This is a genomic window from Streptomyces sp. NPDC091271, assembly GCF_044757505.1.
Classification (GTDB): Bacteria; Actinomycetota; Actinomycetes; order Streptomycetales; family Streptomycetaceae; genus Streptomyces.
This window is the reverse complement of record NZ_JBIVVD010000001.1, coordinates 648,797-665,288: the sequence shown is the minus strand read 5'-3', so window position 1 is coordinate 665,288 and position 16,492 is coordinate 648,797. Positions and strand designations below refer to the sequence as shown.

At 71.0% G+C, this 16,492-nt stretch carries 20 protein-coding genes; 12 read left to right on the top strand and 8 right to left on the bottom strand.

Annotation, left to right across the window (positions count from 1 at the left end; all coding sequences use genetic code 11):
- The first annotated feature begins 51 nt into the window (after positions 1 to 51).
- On the top strand, positions 52 to 1,692 hold the full coding sequence (locus ACIQM3_RS03305) for a phospho-sugar mutase (RefSeq protein ID WP_401618069.1): 1,641 nt from the start codon (positions 52 to 54) through the stop codon (positions 1,690 to 1,692).
- 115 nt (positions 1,693 to 1,807) lie between these two features.
- On the opposite strand, the gene ACIQM3_RS03300 is transcribed toward ACIQM3_RS03305, so the two are convergent.
- From ACIQM3_RS03300 to ACIQM3_RS03290, 3 genes are read right to left on the bottom strand one after another with little or no spacing between them, the layout of a single operon-like run.
- Positions 1,808 to 2,452, bottom strand: a complete 645-nt coding sequence (locus ACIQM3_RS03300; protein ID WP_401618066.1) for an FMN-dependent NADH-azoreductase — start codon at positions 2,450 to 2,452, stop codon at positions 1,808 to 1,810.
- 56 nt (positions 2,453 to 2,508) lie between these two features.
- Complete coding sequence (locus tag ACIQM3_RS03295) at positions 2,509 to 2,952, bottom strand: DsbA family protein (protein WP_401618063.1); 444 nt, start codon at positions 2,950 to 2,952, stop codon at positions 2,509 to 2,511.
- 11 nt (positions 2,953 to 2,963) lie between these two features.
- A complete protein-coding gene (locus tag ACIQM3_RS03290) occupies positions 2,964 to 3,086 on the bottom strand; it encodes a DsbA family protein (RefSeq protein ID WP_401618060.1) in 123 nt (40 codons plus the stop codon).
- Positions 3,087 to 3,183: 97 nt separating this feature from the next.
- On the opposite strand from ACIQM3_RS03290, the gene ACIQM3_RS03285 reads away from it, so the two are divergent.
- Complete coding sequence (locus ACIQM3_RS03285) at positions 3,184 to 3,609, top strand: winged helix-turn-helix transcriptional regulator (RefSeq protein WP_401618057.1); 426 nt, start codon at positions 3,184 to 3,186, stop codon at positions 3,607 to 3,609.
- A gap of 118 nt (positions 3,610 to 3,727) precedes the next feature.
- On the opposite strand, the gene ACIQM3_RS03280 is transcribed toward ACIQM3_RS03285, so the two are convergent.
- Positions 3,728 to 4,366 carry a PH domain-containing protein gene (locus tag ACIQM3_RS03280; RefSeq protein ID WP_401618054.1) on the bottom strand — a complete coding sequence of 213 codons (639 nt, stop codon included), beginning with the start codon at positions 4,364 to 4,366 and terminating at the stop codon, positions 3,728 to 3,730.
- A 125-nt stretch (positions 4,367 to 4,491) separates the two neighbouring features.
- Here ACIQM3_RS03280 and deoC point away from each other — a divergent pair, with 125 nt between their 5' ends.
- From deoC to ACIQM3_RS03265, 3 genes are read left to right on the top strand one after another with little or no spacing between them, the layout of a single operon-like run.
- Positions 4,492 to 5,439 carry a deoxyribose-phosphate aldolase gene (gene deoC, locus ACIQM3_RS03275; RefSeq protein WP_393764879.1) on the top strand — a complete coding sequence of 316 codons (948 nt, stop codon included), beginning with the start codon at positions 4,492 to 4,494 and terminating at the stop codon, positions 5,437 to 5,439.
- A gap of 6 nt (positions 5,440 to 5,445) precedes the next feature.
- Positions 5,446 to 6,882, top strand: a complete 1,437-nt coding sequence (locus tag ACIQM3_RS03270; protein ID WP_401618050.1) for an aldehyde dehydrogenase family protein — start codon at positions 5,446 to 5,448, stop codon at positions 6,880 to 6,882.
- Positions 6,875 to 7,771 carry an aldehyde dehydrogenase family protein gene (locus tag ACIQM3_RS03265; RefSeq protein ID WP_401618048.1) on the top strand — a complete coding sequence of 299 codons (897 nt, stop codon included), beginning with the start codon at positions 6,875 to 6,877 and terminating at the stop codon, positions 7,769 to 7,771. Before ACIQM3_RS03270 ends, ACIQM3_RS03265 begins: the two co-directional genes overlap by 8 nt.
- Before the next feature lie 59 nt (positions 7,772 to 7,830).
- On the opposite strand, the gene ACIQM3_RS03260 is transcribed toward ACIQM3_RS03265, so the two are convergent.
- On the bottom strand, positions 7,831 to 8,256 hold the full coding sequence (locus tag ACIQM3_RS03260) for a hypothetical protein (RefSeq protein ID WP_401618045.1): 426 nt from the start codon (positions 8,254 to 8,256) through the stop codon (positions 7,831 to 7,833).
- Between the two features lie 63 nt (positions 8,257 to 8,319).
- Between ACIQM3_RS03260 and ACIQM3_RS03255 the strand changes: the two genes are divergently transcribed.
- Complete coding sequence (locus ACIQM3_RS03255) at positions 8,320 to 9,024, top strand: uridine kinase (protein WP_401618042.1); 705 nt, start codon at positions 8,320 to 8,322, stop codon at positions 9,022 to 9,024.
- 130 nt (positions 9,025 to 9,154) lie between these two features.
- Here the strand turns inward: ACIQM3_RS03255 and ACIQM3_RS03250 are convergent, their stop codons facing one another.
- Positions 9,155 to 9,901, bottom strand: coding sequence for a SigE family RNA polymerase sigma factor (locus tag ACIQM3_RS03250; RefSeq protein WP_401618040.1), 747 nt, complete (start codon positions 9,899 to 9,901; stop codon positions 9,155 to 9,157).
- 181 nt (positions 9,902 to 10,082) lie between these two features.
- On the opposite strand from ACIQM3_RS03250, the gene afsQ1 reads away from it, so the two are divergent.
- The 5 genes from afsQ1 (at position 10,083) to ACIQM3_RS03225 (ending at position 13,969) form a co-directional block, all read left to right on the top strand.
- On the top strand, positions 10,083 to 10,760 hold the full coding sequence (afsQ1, locus tag ACIQM3_RS03245) for a two-component system response regulator AfsQ1 (RefSeq protein ID WP_176724363.1): 678 nt from the start codon (positions 10,083 to 10,085) through the stop codon (positions 10,758 to 10,760).
- Entirely contained in the window at positions 10,757 to 12,280 is a 1,524-nt protein-coding gene (locus tag ACIQM3_RS03240; protein ID WP_401618037.1) for an ATP-binding protein, read from the top strand. The genes afsQ1 and ACIQM3_RS03240 overlap by 4 nt, the downstream gene beginning before the upstream one ends.
- On the top strand, positions 12,277 to 12,921 hold the full coding sequence (locus ACIQM3_RS03235; RefSeq protein ID WP_401618034.1) for a hypothetical protein: 645 nt from the start codon (positions 12,277 to 12,279) through the stop codon (positions 12,919 to 12,921). The genes ACIQM3_RS03240 and ACIQM3_RS03235 overlap by 4 nt, the downstream gene beginning before the upstream one ends.
- A gap of 176 nt (positions 12,922 to 13,097) precedes the next feature.
- Complete coding sequence (locus ACIQM3_RS03230) at positions 13,098 to 13,673, top strand: VanZ family protein (RefSeq protein ID WP_401619964.1); 576 nt, start codon at positions 13,098 to 13,100, stop codon at positions 13,671 to 13,673.
- Positions 13,674 to 13,765: 92 nt separating this feature from the next.
- Positions 13,766 to 13,969: a PspC domain-containing protein gene (locus ACIQM3_RS03225; RefSeq protein ID WP_104788518.1), complete on the top strand. Its 204-nt coding sequence runs from the start codon at positions 13,766 to 13,768 to the stop codon at positions 13,967 to 13,969.
- A 75-nt stretch (positions 13,970 to 14,044) separates the two neighbouring features.
- On the opposite strand, the gene ACIQM3_RS03220 is transcribed toward ACIQM3_RS03225, so the two are convergent.
- Both ACIQM3_RS03220 and ACIQM3_RS03215 read right to left on the bottom strand, forming a co-directional pair.
- The gene (locus ACIQM3_RS03220) at positions 14,045 to 14,341 is read right to left on the bottom strand and encodes a hypothetical protein (protein WP_401618031.1); all 297 of its coding nucleotides are present in this window, start codon (positions 14,339 to 14,341) and stop codon (positions 14,045 to 14,047) included.
- A 134-nt stretch (positions 14,342 to 14,475) separates the two neighbouring features.
- A complete protein-coding gene (locus ACIQM3_RS03215) occupies positions 14,476 to 15,630 on the bottom strand; it encodes an adenosine deaminase (RefSeq protein ID WP_401618028.1) in 1,155 nt (384 codons plus the stop codon).
- Positions 15,631 to 15,733: 103 nt separating this feature from the next.
- Between ACIQM3_RS03215 and ACIQM3_RS03210 the strand changes: the two genes are divergently transcribed.
- Positions 15,734 to 16,492 (top strand): alpha/beta hydrolase, encoded by a 759-nt coding sequence (locus ACIQM3_RS03210; RefSeq protein WP_401618025.1) that lies wholly within the window; start codon positions 15,734 to 15,736, stop codon positions 16,490 to 16,492.

Genomic DNA, 16,492 nt, shown 5'->3' with positions numbered 1-16,492 from the left:
CCGCGGACCCACCCCCGCACCCGCACCCGCACCCGCAGAAAGGCGGACACCGTGCAGCAGGACCTCATCACGCAGGCCAGGACCTGGCTCGCCGAGGACCCGGACCCCGAGACCCGCGCGGAGCTCGCCGGACTGATCGACGCCGGTGACCTGGCCGCGCTGGCGGACCGCTTCGCGGGCACGCTCCAGTTCGGCACGGCCGGCCTGCGCGGAGAGATCGGCGCCGGCCCGATGCGGATGAACCGCTCCGTCGTGATCCGCGCCGCCGCCGGACTCGCGGCGTACCTGAAGGCCCAGGGGCAGTCAGGCGGACTCGTCGTCGTCGGCTACGACGCCCGCTACAAGTCGGCCGACTTCGCCCGCGACACCGCGGCGGTGATGACCGGCGCCGGCCTGCGCGCCGCCGTGCTCCCCCGCCCGCTGCCCACCCCCGTCCTCGCGTACGCCATACGGCACCTGGGGGCCGTCGCGGGCGTGGAGGTCACGGCCAGCCACAACCCGCCGCGCGACAACGGCTACAAGGTCTACCTCGGCGACGGCTCGCAGATCGTGCCCCCGGCCGACGCGGAGATCGCCGCCGCGATCGCGGCGGTCGGCCCGCTCGACGGCGTACCGCGCCCGGAGTCGGGCTGGGAGACCCTCGGCGACGAGGTTCTGGCCGCATATCTCGAACGTACGGACGCCGTCCTCAGCCCGGGTTCGCCCCGTACCGCCCGGACCGTCTACACCGCCATGCACGGCGTCGGCACCTCCGTCCTCACGGCCGCCTTCGCCCGGGCCGGCTTCCCCGAACCCGTGCTCGTGACCGAGCAGGCGGACCCGGACCCGGCGTTCCCCACCGTCGCCTTCCCCAACCCGGAAGAGCCCGGCGCCATGGATCTCGCCTTCGCGACCGCGCGCCGGGCGCAGCCGGACATCGTCATCGCCAACGACCCGGACGCCGACCGCTGTGCCGTCGCCGTGCCCGACCCTTCGGCCGGGGCCGGCTGGCGGATGCTGCGCGGCGACGAGGTGGGCGCGCTGCTGGCCGCCCATCTGGTGGACCGCGGGGTGACCGGAGTCTTCGCCGAGTCGATCGTGTCCTCGTCCCTGCTGGGCCGGATCGCCGAGAAGGCGGGCCTCGGCTACGAGGAGACGCTGACGGGCTTCAAGTGGATCGCCCGCGTCGAGGGCCTGCGCTACGGGTACGAGGAGGCGCTCGGCTACTGCGTGGACCCGGAGGGCGTCCGCGACAAGGACGGCATCACGGCCGCGCTGCTGATCGCCGAACTCGCCTCCGGGCTCAAGGAGAAGGGCCGCACCCTCCTCGACCTCCTCGACGACCTGGCACTCGCACACGGCCTGCACGCCACGGACCAGCTCTCGGTCCGGGTCGAGGACCTGACCGTCATCGCGAACGCCATGCGGCGCCTGCGCGAGACTCCCCCGGCCGCCCTGGCGGGCCTCCCCGTCACCTCGGCCGAGGACCTCTCGCAGGGCACGGACGCCCTGCCGCCGACCGACGGCCTGCGCTACCACCTGACGGGGGCCAGGGTCATCGTCCGCCCGAGCGGCACCGAGCCGAAGCTCAAGTGCTACCTGGAGGTCGTGGTCCCGGTCGGCGGCGCGGACGAGCTACCGGCGGCCGGGGTGAAGGCGGCGGAGCTGCTCGCCGCCATCAAGCGGGACCTGGCGGAGGCCGCGGGTATCTGACGCCCCTCCATCAGCGGCCCACACGGGGTGGCCGCGAGGGTCATTGGGAAGTCGGGGACACAAACGTGTCCGTTTCGACGGCATTTCAACGTCCCCAACTTCCCACCGAGGCAGGTCAGGCGGTCCGCGCAGTGCCGAAGGCCGTGGCGAGATCTCGGGCGTGGTCGTGGGCGGCCTTCATGGACGCCTCGTGCAGAGGGAGGAGCGAGGCGAGGGCCGGTGCGTGGGGGGCCATGGTCAGCTCGGGAGTCACGGTGGTGACGTCCAGGCCGAGGAGGTCCTCGTGGCCCAGGACGGTTTCGAGCGTGGGCACCAGGTAGTCCAGGCCCTCTCTGGGAGCGCCGGGGGCGTAGCTGCCGCCACGGGCGGATATCAGCAGGGCGGGGCGGCCCGCGGCCGGGGAGGCGCCGGCGTGGGTGAAGGTGCGGTCCGTGACGAGGATCTGGTCCAGCCACGCCTTGAACACCGACGGCATGGACAGGTTGTACATCGGCACCGTGAACAGGTACGCGCCGGCGCCGAGGAACTCCTCGATCAGCTCGTCCTGCAGTGCCTGGGCCTTGCCTTGCTCGGGGGTGTGCTGGGCCGGGGCGGTGCCGCGGGCGGTAACGCCCGCCGCCGTCAGGTGCGGCACCGGCGAGGCAGCGAGGTCGCGGTGGACGACCGGGCCCTCCCACCGGTCGCGGAAGGACTGGGCGACCTGGCGGGAGACGGAGGCCTCGCCGAGCGAGGAGGAGTCGATGTGCAGCAGGTACGACATGGGGTTGTGCCTTTCGAGAAGATGATGCGAGGAGATGACGGGGGTGGAGCGAGAGGTCAGGGGCGGGCCGGGACGGCGCACCCGTCGGGGCCGCAGCCCGGGGCGTCGCCCGCGGGGGTGAGGGTCACCGGGTGGGTCTCGTCCCAGGCGGTGCGGAGCAGGCCGAGCAGGGCGTCGCTTCTCTGGGCGCCGGGGACGCCGTAGCGGTCGTCGATGACGATGAACGGGGCGCCGGTGGCGCCCAGACGCTGTGCGCGGCGGGCGTCCTCCTGGACCTGGGCGCGGTAGCGGCGCTCGGTGAGCGCCTGGCGCGTCAGGTCACGGTCCAGGCCCAGCTCGTCGGTGAGCCGGAGCAGGTCGTCCAGGGCGAACACGGGCTCCGCCTTGCCGAAGCAGGTGTGGAAGATCGTGTTCCAGGCGTCGCGGTTCTTGCCCTGCGTGGTGGCGTGGGCCAGGAACTCGTGTGCCAGGTCGGTGTTGCCGACGACGTTGTTCAGCACCCGGTAGGGGCTCAGGAGCGGTGGGTCACCTCGACCTCCCCGCTGTGCTCGAACCGCTCCACGGCCCGGTCCACACGGTGGCTCCCGAGCCCGCACCAGGGGCAGGCGACGTCGGCCCAGATCTCTACCTTCATGGCCGCAACTCCAATTCCTACATTTTGTTCGTAGCGCCATGATGCGACAGTATTGAGGGCGTTACAAAAGGCACACGGGTGTGCGCGACGGAGAGGAATGGACGCTATGCCGGACAGCGCCGATACGGAGATGGCGGCCGCGATCGGGCCGTGCGCGAGCATCCCCGCCGAACACATGGCCTTCATCCGGCAGGTGCTGGACCGGGTCGGCGACAAGTGGAGCATGCTGATCATCGCCGTCCTGGAGAACGGCCCACTGCGCTACACCGACCTGCAGCGCCAGATCCCCGGCATCTCCCAGCGCATGCTCACCCACACGCTGCGCCAGCTTGTCGAGGACGGTCTGGTCACGCGCACCGCCTACGCCGAGGTTCCGCCGCGCGTGGAGTACGCCCTCACCCCGCTCGGCCGCGGCCTGCACGAGATCGCCATGCAGCTGATCGGTTGGGTCGCGGACCACCACGGAGAGATCCGCGCCCACCGCTCTCGGACCGGCACCGCCACCACCTCACCCCCCTCCTGAGCTGTGATCGACTTGCCCATCGGCAGCGGGTGCGAGTCGTTGGGAAGTCACGGACAGACAGCGGCGCCGTTATGCCCGATATGAATGTCCGCAACTTCCCAACGGCCAGGTCTTTCCGTCAGCCGATGGCGAGCAGCACCACGAGCAGCACGGCGCCGACCACGGCCGGGGCGATCACCTCGTAGGCCCAGCGGACCGAGGCGGTGGACGTGCCCTGTTCCTTGCGGGCGGCGGCGCGCTCGGCGAGCTCCCTCAGGTCGCCCACCGTCTGGTCGGCGGCGGCCGCGCGGGCCTGGGTGTCGCGGACGTCGGCGTGCACGGAGGTCCGGCCGTACGGATCGTCGTGCGCCTGCTGGGTGGCCTTCCTGGCCGCCCGCTTGCGCTCGCGCAGCGAGACGGGGACCGCCCACAGCTGGTACTTCTCGCCCCCGTGGGTGAAGATCTCGCTCGAGTACGCGGCGCGCACGGTGGAGACGTCCGTCCACGGCAGCACGATCGTGCGGAACGGGTTGCGGATCCGGATCCGCTCCTCGTCGGCGAACACGGCCGGGCGCAGCGTGAAGGCGACGATCAGCGGGATCACCGTCAGCAGCGCGGCCAGCGACAGCCACGGCACCCATCCCTTCCCCTGGACCACCGCGTCGCCGCCGATCCAGCCGACCAGCAGGATCAGCAGCACGCCGCTGACCAGCCCGGCGCCCGACCGGAAGGTCCGGTCGGCGTGGGCGGGCTCGGCGGGGGGTGTGGGGCTCGTCATGGCCCCGATTCTGCCTGACGGGCCCGGCGGGGCGTGGAGAGGCCTCGTACGGCCCGTGGAAGGCACGGAAGCGGGGAGCCCCCTGTACAGGTCGCTACGCGCGTAGATATGCTCAGGTGGTGACCATGCCCACCACTGCTCCGGCATTCTCCGACGCGACGGCGTCCGACAGTGCGCTGCGCCGCTTCCTGCACGGGCTGCCCGGCGTCGACACCGTCGGCCTCGAAGCGCGCGCCTCCGCCCTCGGCACCCGTTCGATCAAGACGACCGCCAAGGCGTACGCGATCGATCTCGCCATCTCGATGATCGACCTGACGACGCTGGAAGGCGCGGACACCCCGGGCAAGGTCCGGGCTCTCGCCGCCAAGGCCGTCAACCCCGACCCGACCGACCGCACGACCCCGCGCACCGCGGCCGTCTGCGTCTACCCCGACATGGCGGCGACCGCCGTCGCCGCGCTGGCCGGCTCCGGCGTGAAGGTCGCGTCCGTCGCGACGGCCTTCCCCGCCGGCCGTGCCGCGCTGGACGTCAAGCTCGCGGACGTCCGCGACGCCGTGGCGGCCGGGGCGGACGAGATCGACATGGTGATCGACCGCGGCGCCTTCCTCTCGGGCCGCTACCTCAAGGTCTACGAGGAGATCGTCGCCGTGAAGGCCGAGTGCGGCTCCGCGCGGCTGAAGGTGATCTTCGAGACCGGCGAGCTGTCCACGTACGACAACATCCGCCGGGCCTCCTGGCTCGGGATGCTGGCCGGCGCGGACTTCATCAAGACGTCGACCGGCAAGGTCGGGACGAACGCCACTCCGGCGAACACGCTGCTGATGCTGGAGGCCGTGCGCGACTTCCGGGAGCAGACGGGCGTCCAGATCGGCGTGAAGCCCGCGGGTGGCATCCGCACCTCCAAGGACGCGATCAAGTTCCTCGTCCTGGTGAACGAGACCGCGGGCGAGGACTGGCTGGACAACCACTGGTTCCGCTTCGGCGCCTCCAGCCTGCTGAACGACCTGCTGATGCAGCGCCAGAAGCTCAGCACCGGCCGTTACTCCGGCCCCGATTACGTGACGGTGGACTGATACGCCATGGCATCCGCATTCGATTACGCACCGGCTCCGGAGTCCCGCTCCGTCGTCGACATCGCCCCCTCGTACGGCCTGTTCATCGACGGCGAGTTCGCCGAGGCGGCCGACGGCAAGGTCTTCAAGACGGTCAGCCCGTCCACCGAGGAGGTGCTCTCCGAGGTCGCGCGAGCAGGCGCCGAGGACGTGGACCGCGCCGTGAAGGCGGCCCGCAGGGCGTTCGAGAAGTGGTCGGCGCTGCCCGGCTCCGAGCGTGCCAAGTACCTCTTCCGGATCGCCCGGATCATCCAGGAGCGCTCCCGCGAGCTCGCCGTCCTGGAGACCCTGGACAACGGCAAGCCGATCAAGGAGACCCGCGACGCGGACCTCCCGCTGGTCGCCGCGCACTTCTTCTACTACGCGGGCTGGGCCGACAAGCTGGACCACGCGGGCTATGGAGCGAACCCGCGCCCGCTGGGCGTGGCCGGCCAGATCATCCCGTGGAACTTCCCGCTGCTGATGCTCGCGTGGAAGATCGCCCCGGCGCTCGCCACCGGCAACACGGTGGTGCTGAAGCCGGCCGAGACGACCCCGCTCTCCGCGCTGTTCTTCGCCGACATCTGCCGCCAGGCGGGCCTCCCCAAGGGTGTCGTCAACATCCTGACCGGTTACGGCGACGCGGGCTCCGCCCTCGTCGAGCACCCCGACGTCAACAAGGTCGCCTTCACCGGGTCGACCGCGGTCGGCAAGGCCATCGCCCGGCAGATCGCGGGCACGGACAAGAAGGCCACGCTCGAACTGGGCGGCAAGGGCGCCAACATCGTCTTCGACGACGCCCCGGTCGACCAGGCCGTCGAGGGCATCGTCACCGGCATCTTCTTCAACCAGGGCCAGGTCTGCTGCGCGGGCTCACGGCTCCTCGTGCAGGAGTCGGTGCACGACGAGGTGCTGCACGCCCTCAAGCGCCGGCTGTCCACGCTCAGGCTCGGCGATCCACTGGACAAGAACACCGACATCGGCGCGATCAACTCCGCGGAGCAGCTCTCCCGGATCAGCGCGCTCGTCGAGACGGGCGAGGCGGAGGGCGCCGAGCGGTGGTCCGCTCCGTGCGAACTCCCTTCCGCCGGTTACTGGTTCGCGCCGACCCTCTTCACGGGTGTCACCCAGGCGCACACCGTCGCCCGCGACGAGATCTTCGGCCCGGTGCTGTCGGTGCTGACCTTCCGCACGCCGGACGAGGCCGTCGCGAAGGCCAACAACAGCCAGTACGGCCTCTCGGCGGGTATCTGGACGGAGAAGGGTTCCCGCATCCTCGCGGTGGCGAACAAGCTCCGGGCCGGCGTCATCTGGGCCAACACGTTCAACAAGTTCGACCCGACCTCGCCGTTCGGCGGATACAAGGAGTCGGGCTTCGGCCGCGAGGGCGGCCGCCACGGTCTGGAGGCCTACCTCGATGTCTGACGGACGACTGAGTGTCTTCAAGACCTACAAGCTGTACGTCGGGGGCAAGTTCCCCCGCTCCGAGAGCGGCCGGGTGTACGAGGTGACGGACTCGAAGGGCAAGTGGCTGGCGAACGCCCCGCAGTCCTCCCGCAAGGACGCGCGTGACGCGGTCGTGGCCGCGCGCAAGGCGTTCGGCGGCTGGTCGGGCGCGACCGCGTACAACCGCGGCCAGGTCCTCTACCGCGTCGCGGAGATGCTGGAGGGCCGCCGGGAGCAGTTCGTACGGGAGGTGGCGGACGCCGAGGGGCTGTCGAAGTCCAAGGCTGCGGCCGTCGTGGACGCGGCGGTCGACCGCTGGGTCTGGTACGCGGGCTGGACGGACAAGATCGGCCAGGTCGTGGGCGGGGCGAACCCGGTCGCGGGACCGTTCTTCAATCTGTCCACCCCTGAACCTACGGGCGTGGTCGCGGTCCTGGCCCCGCAGGAGTCGTCGTTCCTCGGCCTGGTGTCGGTCGTCGCGCCGGTGATCGCCACGGGGAACACGGCGGTCGTCATCGCTTCGGCCGAGGCCCCGCTGCCCGCGCTCTCGCTGGGCGAGGTCCTGGCGACCTCCGACCTGCCCGGCGGTGTGGTGAACATCCTGTCGGGGAAGACGGCGGAGCTCGCGGCGCCTCTGGCCTCGCACCAGGACGTCAACGCCATCGACCTCACCGGGGCCGACGCCGCCCTGGCGACGGAACTGGAGATCGCGGCGGCGGACAATCTGAAGCGGGTGTCGCGTCCACAGGCTGTGGACGGTGACGGCTGGTCGGCCGACCCCGGCACGCACCGCATGACGGCCTTCCTGGAGACCAAGACGGTCTGGCACCCCACGGGCGCTCTGGGGGCCTCAGGCTCCTCGTACTGACCTCTGCGAACGCGTGTGGGGCCGCCTCCGGGCGGCCCCACACGCGTTCGCACGTCGGATCAGCCGGTGATCAGACCGGTCACCTCTCCGATCAGGGGCAGATCGCTGAGCGCGGCGCCGCTGGTCAGCGGGTCCGTGACCACAGCCGTGGTCACGGGCTTGAAGTCGGCGATCTGGGTCCCCACCGCGTTGTCCAGCGGGTCCACGCCCGTACCGGCCAGCGGGTCGAGCTGCAGGTCGGTCACGGGCTTGACGGCGCCCACGATCCCGTAACCGAGCACGCTGTTCAGCGCGGGCTGCGCCGCGGCGTTGACCGCCCCCAGGGTGCTGTCCGCAGTGTCCGCGCCGGTCGCGGGCGGGGCGGGCAGCGGTGCGGCCTGGGCCGCCGCGCCTCCGGCGCCGAGCGCCGCGCCCAGCGCGGTGAGGGTCAGACCGGCGCGCAGCAGCGCGCGTTTCCGGGGCTTGGACAGTGCATGACGTGCCATGTTTTCCCACCTGATCAGGACGTGTCGGGTAATCATCCGTGCGCGCAGAGTAGTTGAGGTGTGATGCTCGATACCAACAGGACCTCCCGGGGATCCCCTACGCGGGTCAATGCCTCACACTTCTGTTCTGTGAGTTCCCAACCGATCCCCACGCGCGTCGTGCTGCTCGCCGGTCCGTCCGGCTCCGGCAAGTCGTCCCTCGCGGCCCGCAGCGGTCTCCCGGTGCTACGCCTGGACGACTTCTACAAGGAGGTCAACGATCCGACACTGCCGCGGGTCACCGGCAGCGCGGACATCGACTGGGACTCGGCCCTCTCCTGGGACGCGGACGGAGCGGTGGCGGCCATAGCGGAGCTGTGCAGCACCGGGCGCACGTCCGTTCCCCTGTACGACATCGCCACGAGCTCACGGACGGGTCGCGAGACGCTCGACATCGAGCGCACGCCTCTCTTCGTCGCGGAGGGCATCTTCGCGGCGGACATCGTGGAGCGCTGCCAGGAGCTGGGCCTGCTCGCGGACGCACTGTGCCTGCGCGGCCGGCCGTCGACGACGTTCCGCCGGCGCCTGGTCCGGGATCTGCGGGAGGGCCGCAAGTCGGTGCCGTTCCTGCTGCGGCGCGGCTGGCGGCTGATGCGGTCCGAACGGCGCATCGTGGCCCGCCAGACCGCGCTCGGCGCGTACCCCTGCGCCAGGCAGGAGGCCCTGGGCCGCCTGGCCGCAGCCGCGGCGGGACGCTGCCGCACCCCGCGCAGCCGCGTGCCGAACTAGCGCCTCGGCTTCCCCGGAAACGCGGCGGGGGCGGACAGGACCCCCCGGCCTGTCCGCCCCCGCTGCGCGCTACCCCCGTGCCGCCGCCTCCCCCGAAGCCGCGGCCTTTCCCCCGTATCCCCCGTAGACCTCAGGCCACCAGCTCGCCGAAGGACTCCTCCTCGTCACGGCCGAAGCTGAGGACCTCGTCCTCGCGCAGCCGGCGGAGCGACCGCCAGATGCTCGACTTCACCGTGCCGACACTGATGTCGAGGATGGACGCGATCTCCGGGTCCGTGCGGCCCTCGTAGTAGCGGAGCACCAGCATCGTGCGCTGGAGTTCCGGCAGCCGCGCGAGCGCCTGCCAGAGCACCGCCCGCAGCTCCGTGCCCCGCATCGCGTCCGTGTCGCCCACCGTCTCCGGCAGCTCCTCGGTCGGGTATTCGTTCAGCTTGCGCCTGCGCCATGCGCTGATGTGCAGGTTGGTCATCGTGCGGCGGAGATATCCGCCGACGGCCGCCTTGTCGCTGATCCTGTCCCACGCCCGGTACGTCGAGAAGAGGGCGCTCTGCAGCAGGTCCTCGGCCTCGAACCGGTCGCCGGTCAGGTGGTAGGCGGTCGCGTACAGGGAGGCGCGGCGCTCCTGGACGTAGGCGGTGAACGCCGCTTCGGCGTCCTCCGTCCGCGCCAGGGACTGCCGCTCCCCCGAGCCCTCCCCGTACGCGCTTCCCCCGTGCTCCCCCGTGGTCGCGTCAACCATCGTCAGGTACGACGAGTGCTGACGCCCGGCGCCACGTACACGCCCCCGTGCTCCGGCACCGGACTTCTCCGGGCTCCGCCCGACGTCGTGAAGGCGCGTGACAACTGCGCTTGAGGTGGTGCTGTGCAGTGCGTTCATCTGGCGCCCCCCATCGGTGGAGTCCGTTCGTTCCATCTGCCAACGAGCTTGCCGGGGCAGTTTCATGGCCCTGTCCTCCGACTGTCACAGAGCTGTCACAGGGCATGTCGGGGCTCAAGTCGGCGGATCAAGTCGGGGGGATTGTCGAAACGTGGCACAACCATGGGCCAGAATGGCCCCCGTGCCTTTCCTGTTGCTGATCGAGGACGATGACGCCATCCGCACGGCCCTCGAACTCTCACTGTCACGCCAGGGCCACCGTGTGGCCACCGCGGCGACGGGAGAGGACGGCCTGGAGCTGCTCCGGGAGCAGCGGCCGGACCTGGTTGTGCTGGATGTGATGCTGCCCGGGATCGACGGTTTCGAGGTCTGCCGGCGTATCCGGCGTACCGACCAACTGCCGATCATTCTGCTGACCGCGCGCAGCGACGACATCGACGTCGTGGTGGGACTGGAGTCCGGCGCGGACGACTATGTCGTGAAACCCGTGCAGGGCCGGGTGCTCGACGCCCGTATCCGCGCGGTCCTGCGCCGCGGGGAGAGGGAGTCCACCGACTCGGCGACCTTCGGGAGTGTCGTCATCGACCGTTCGGCGATGACCGTCACGAAGAACGGGGAGGACCTGCAGCTCACGCCGACCGAGCTGCGACTCCTGCTCGAGCTGAGCCGCCGGCCCGGACAGGCCCTGTCCCGGCAGCAGTTGCTCCGCCTGGTGTGGGAGCACGACTACCTCGGTGACTCGCGGCTCGTGGACGCCTGTGTGCAGCGGCTGCGGGCGAAGGTGGAGGACGTGCCGTCCTCGCCGACCCTGATCCGTACCGTGCGGGGTGTGGGCTACCGGCTGGACACGCCTCAGTGAGCGATTCCGCGAAGCGTTCCATACTCGCGGGTCTTCGCTGGACCAGCCTGCGGCTTCGGCTCCTGATCGTGTTCGCGCTGGTGGCCCTGACGGCGGCGGTGTCCGCGTCCGGCATCGCGTACTGGCTCAACCGTGAGGCCGTCCTGACGCGTACGCAGGACACGGCGCTCGGCGACTTCCGCCGCCAGATGCAGAACCGCGCGGCCTCGCTGCCGGTGGAGCCCACGGCGGTCGATCTGCGGGACGCCGCCGAGCAGATGGCCACCAGCGGTCCTGGCTACCACGTGCTGTTGATCGGCACCCGGGACGGCAAGCCCGTCACCGGCTCGTCCGACCTGGACTCCTTCACCAAGGCCGACGTGCCCGCCTCGCTGCAGAAGCAGGTGAACAAGAAGCAGCCGCTGACGTCGGCCAACACCTTTGAGTACCACCTGTTCTGGCAGCGCACGACCCTCGGCAACACGCCTTACCTGGTGGCCGGTACGAAGATCATCGGCGGTGGCCCCGCGGGTTACATGCTGAAGTCGCTCGACCAGGAGCGCGAGGACCTCAACTCACTGGCGTGGTCCCTCGGGATCGCCACCGCGCTGGCACTCGTCGGCTCGGCGCTCCTCGCCCAGGCCGCGGCGACGACCGTGCTGCGGCCGGTGCAGCGGCTCGGTGACGCGGCCCGCAAGCTGGGCGAGGGCAAGCTCGACACCCGTCTGGCCGTCTCCGGCACCGACGAACTCGCCGATCTCTCCCATACGTTCAACAAGGCCGCGAGCTCCCTGGAGAAGAAGGTCGCGGACATGAGCGCCCGGGAGGAGTCGAGCCGCAGGTTCGTCGCCGACATGTCGCACGAGCTGCGCACCCCGCTGACCGCGATCACGGCGGTCGCCGAGGTACTGGAGGACGAGGCGGACAGCCTCGACCCGATGATCGCTCCGGCCGTGCACCTGGTGGTGAGCGAGACCAGGCGGCTGAACGACCTGGTCGAGAACCTCATGGAGGTCACCCGCTTCGACGCCGGTACGGCCCGCCTCGTGCTGGACACGGTCGACGTGGCCGACCAGGTGACCGCCTGCATCGACGCCCGTGCCTGGCTGGACGCGGTCGACCTGGACGCGGAGCGCGGCATCATGGTGCGGCTCGATCCGCGCCGGCTGGACGTGATCCTGGCGAATCTGATCGGCAACGCCCTCAAGCACGGGGGGTCGCCGGTGCGGGTGTCCGTGCGGACCGACGAGGACGATCTGGTCATCGAGGTGCGCGACCACGGCCCCGGCATCCCCGAAGAGGTCCTGCCGCACGTGTTCGACCGCTTCTACAAGGCGAGCGCGTCCCGCCCGCGTTCCGAGGGCAGCGGTCTCGGCCTCTCCATCGCGGTGGAGAACGCGCACATCCACGGCGGTGACATCACTGCCTCGAATCTGCCGGACGGTGAGGGCGCGGTCTTCGTGCTGCGGCTCCCGAGGGACGCGGAGCGGCTGACGGAGCAGGACGACCCGGACCGTAACGAGAAGGGTGACGCCAAGTGACGCGCAGGGAGTGTGCGTACGGCGCACCACGCAGGGGCGGGCCAGGGCGCCGGGCCGTCGCCGCGCTGGCCGCCGTCGCGGCCTGTGCGGCCCTGGCCGCGGGCTGCGGCATCCGCAGCACCTCGGTGCCGGTCGACGCGGGGGCGGCACCGTCCCGGATGCCGTGCCGTACGACATCGGCGGAGGCGACCGCGCCACCGCAGGGGAATGTCTCCGTACGGGTGTACCTGGTCTGCGCCTCGCAACTGGTGACGGTCGAGCGCACGGTCGAGGTCGACGAGTCGCGCTCCGACCCCCTCCTGGTCGCTCAGGCGCTCCTGAGCGAGCTCCAGCGGGACCCGGAGGCCGATGAGCGGCGCGCCGGCTTCTCCACCGATGTCCCGGCGGGGCTGCGGGTCACCGAGGCCCACAAGGGGGACCCGGAGGGCACGCTGCGCCTCAACCAGCAGCCGGACGACCTGCCGGCGGAGGCGCTCGCGCAGGTGGTGTGTTCGTACGCGGAGAGCGAGTCGCTCGGTTCCGGGGGCTCGGTCCTGCTGGGCGGGCCGGGCAACTACGCCCCGCGCGGATACCTGTGCACGTCGGAGACGAAGAGCCTCCCCGGCGAGGTCCCCACCCTGGGCGCGCTGGAACTGTCCTGACCTCCGCGCGGCCGGCCCCGGCCGGTCGTTGGGAAGCTGGAGACAGCAGGGTGCCCGATTCGCCCCGTATGGGTGTCCACAACTTCCCGATGACCCGACGGCCCGGAGGGCGTGCCGCTCGTCACAGGGGTTGCCCGGGAGGGGGCGGAACCGATCCCGGCGGTCGCGGCGTCTTGGTGGACGTGCGTCACAGTTCGGACGGCCCGGCCGTCATCCGCTTCCGCGCGGCGGGGCTAACCCTCCTCCTCGCGCATCTTCTGTTCGTCGGCTGGCTGACGCTGCGCCCGCTGGACGTGCCCTGGATGACGGCCGCGAACTTCCAGCCGTTCGCCGGCATCAGGGCCGACCTGGCCCTCGGCACGGCCGAGGCCGTGCGCCGCATCGGTGAGGGTCTGCTGCTGCTGGCACCACTGGGCATACTCCTGCCGATGGCCGGCGGCAGGCTGCTCGTCTCCCCGTGGGCCTCGCTGGCCCGCACGGTCGCGGCCGGCGCCCTGATCTCGATGGCCATCGAGCTGGCGCAGACGGGGGTGCCCGGCCAGGTCGTCGACGTCGACTCCCTGCTGCTGAACACCGCGGGCCTCGCACTGGCCCACCTGCTGGTCGTCCCGCTCTCGCGGTCACGGCTGCGCCGGGGCAACCGGGCGGGGGCGGGTGACCTGTCCCGGATCGGGAACGGGGCCCGGCCGTCCTGGGGCGAGGCCCCTCAGGGGTCCACCCCGACGATTACCAGGGTCGGTATCGCACCGTAGAGCGATGCTTTGTCCCCCTCCGCGGAGCCACTATGGAGGTACCGGGAGCACGACGGAGCTGCTCCCCGAAACGGTTCGCGAAGGAGCTCACCATGGCCGCACTTGTCCGCCCCCGTGAGGGACGCATGATCGGTGGGGTGTGCGCGGCGCTGGCCCGGCGCTTCGGCACCTCCGCAGGAACGATGCGGGTCATCTTCCTGGTGTCCTGCCTGCTCCCCGGCCCCCAGTTCCTGCTCTACCTGGCGCTGTGGGCACTGCTGCCGTCGGAGAAGAGCCCGGCCGCGACGGCCTGGTGACCGCTGGGACCACGGGGAGAAAGCTGTGGGGCGCACACCCGGTCCGGGTGTGCGCCCCACATGCGTGTGCGGTGATCAGCCGCCGATCGGCAGGGCGCCGGTCAGGCCGCCGGCGGGCAGACCGCCGAGCAGGTTGGTGCCGGGGGCCGAGAGGGCGCCGCTGCCGCGCTGCTGCTGGTCGAGCAGACCGCCGGCCGCCTTCTGCACGGCGGGCAGCGCGTCGGTGACGGAGTCGAGCGCGACATTGGCGGGCAGGGCGCCTGCCAGGGAGTCGACGGGCACGGCGACGGCGGAGGCACTGCCCGCGCCGGCGGCGGCGAAAGCGGCACCGAGAGCGGCGACACCGAGGGTCCTGACAGCAGACTGCTTCATGTGAAATTCATCCTTGGGGAAGGGGATGTGAGCGGCTCTGCAACGTAGTCAGCTCCCGACCCGTCCCGCAAACATGCCGGAACACGGGAAACGGCCGGGATCTCGCGATCCCGGCCGTTCCGTTTCCGCTTCGCTCAGCCGGCGACGGATGAAGATGCGCTGGTCACAGCCGTCTGGCGGAAGAGCCACTCGGATTTCAGTTCCGCGTATCCGGGCTTCACGACGTCATTGATCATCGCCAGACGTTCATCGAAAGGAATGAACGCTGATTTCATCGCATTGACTGTGAACCACTGCATGTCGTCGAGCGTGTATCCGAAAGTCTCGGTCAGCCGCTCGAATTCCCGGCTCATGCTCGTCCCGCTCATCAGCCGGTTGTCCGTATTCACGGTGGCGCGGAAATGCAACTTCCGCAGCAGCCCGATGGGGTGGTCGGCGTACGAGGCCGCGGCACCGGTCTGGAGGTTGGAGGTCGGGCAGAGCTCCAGCGGGATGCGCTTGTCGCGTACGTAGGAGGCGAGACGGCCGAGCGTCACGCTGCCGTCGTCGGCGATCTCGATGTCGTCGATGATGCGGACCCCGTGGCCGAGCCGGTCGGCGCCGCACCACTGCAGGGCCTGCCAGATCGAGGGCAGGCCGAAGGCCTCGCCCGCGTGGATGGTGAAGTGGTTGTTCTCGCGCTTGAGGTACTCGAAGGCGTCCAGGTGGCGGGTGGGCGGGTAGCCCGCCTCGGCGCCCGCGATGTCGAAGCCGACGACGCCCAGGTCGCGGTAGCGGTTGGCGAGCTCGGCGATCTCCAGCGCGCGTGCGGCGTGCCGCATGGCGGTGAGGAGGGCGCCGACGCGGATGCGGTGGCCGGCCGCACGGGCCCGGCGCTCACCCTCGCGGAAACCCTCGTTGACCGCTTCGACGACCTCTTCGAGGGTCAGGCCCGCGGTGAGGTGCTGCTCGGGCGCGTACCGCACCTCGGCGTAGACGACACCGTCCTCGGCGAGGTCCTCGGCACACTCCATGGCTACCCGGAACAGCGCGTCACGGGTCTGCATGACGGCGCAGGTGTGCGCGAACGTCTCCAGGTAGCGCTCCAGCGAACCGGAGTCGGCGGCCTCGCGGAACCAGAGGCCGAGCTTGTCGGGCTCGGTCTCGGGGAGGGCGTCGTAGCCCTGCTCCCGCGCCAGCTCTACGACGGTGCCGGGGCGCAGGCCACCGTCGAGATGGTCGTGGAGGAGCACCTTGGGCGCGCGGCGGATCTGGTCGGGACCGGGAACGTTCAGGGTCTGGCTCGTCATTGGGGCACTGTAGCGCCTACGCGCGTAGAGCGCTGGCCGTCGATGCGTAACAGTGACCGCGAAGCCAGGTGGAATACACCTGCCCTTCTGACACTGTTCTGTCATGGCACAGCGCGCACTTCCCCTGCCTGCCGCCAGGTTGGGACGGGCCGTCCTCACGGCCGGAGCAGCACCCGAGGTCAGCGGCGTGGTCCTGCTGCTCCCGGACGGCGAGACCGATTCACGGCGCCGTCCGTCCACCTTCTCGTACGCGGCACAGCTGCCGTTCGCCCGGACGCTGGCCCGCGCCGGCCAGGACGACGGACTGGCGGTGCACGTGGTGCGCTACCGCACCCGGGGGTGGAACGCCGACGCGGATCCGGCGGCCGACGCCCACTGGGCGGCCGACGAGGTCGTACGCCGCTACGGCGACATCCCCGTGTGCCTCGTGGGGCACGGCATGGGAGGCCGGGCCGCGCTGCGCGGCGCCGGGCACACGGCCGTCAACTCCGTGCTGGCGATGGCCCCCTGGCTGCCGGAGCACACGGATCCGGAACCCGAACCGGTGAAACACCTGGCGGGTCGCCGGGTGCTGATCGTCCACGGCACGAACGACGCCCGGACGAATCCCGAGCTGTCCTACCGGCTGGCCGAGCGGGCCAAGAAGGCCAACCGGGACACCTGCCGCTTCGAGGTCCACTCGGACGGGCACGCCCTGCGCCAGCACCGGTCCGAAGTGATGGCGCTGGCTTCGGACTTCGTACGGGGCTCGCTCTTCGCCCGGTCGTACGCGCGCCCGGTCGCCGACGCCTTCGCCGCTCCCCCGCCGCTGGGGCTGCGGATGCCGCTCGCGGCGGGGTTCGGGCGGTCGCTCAGGCACTGA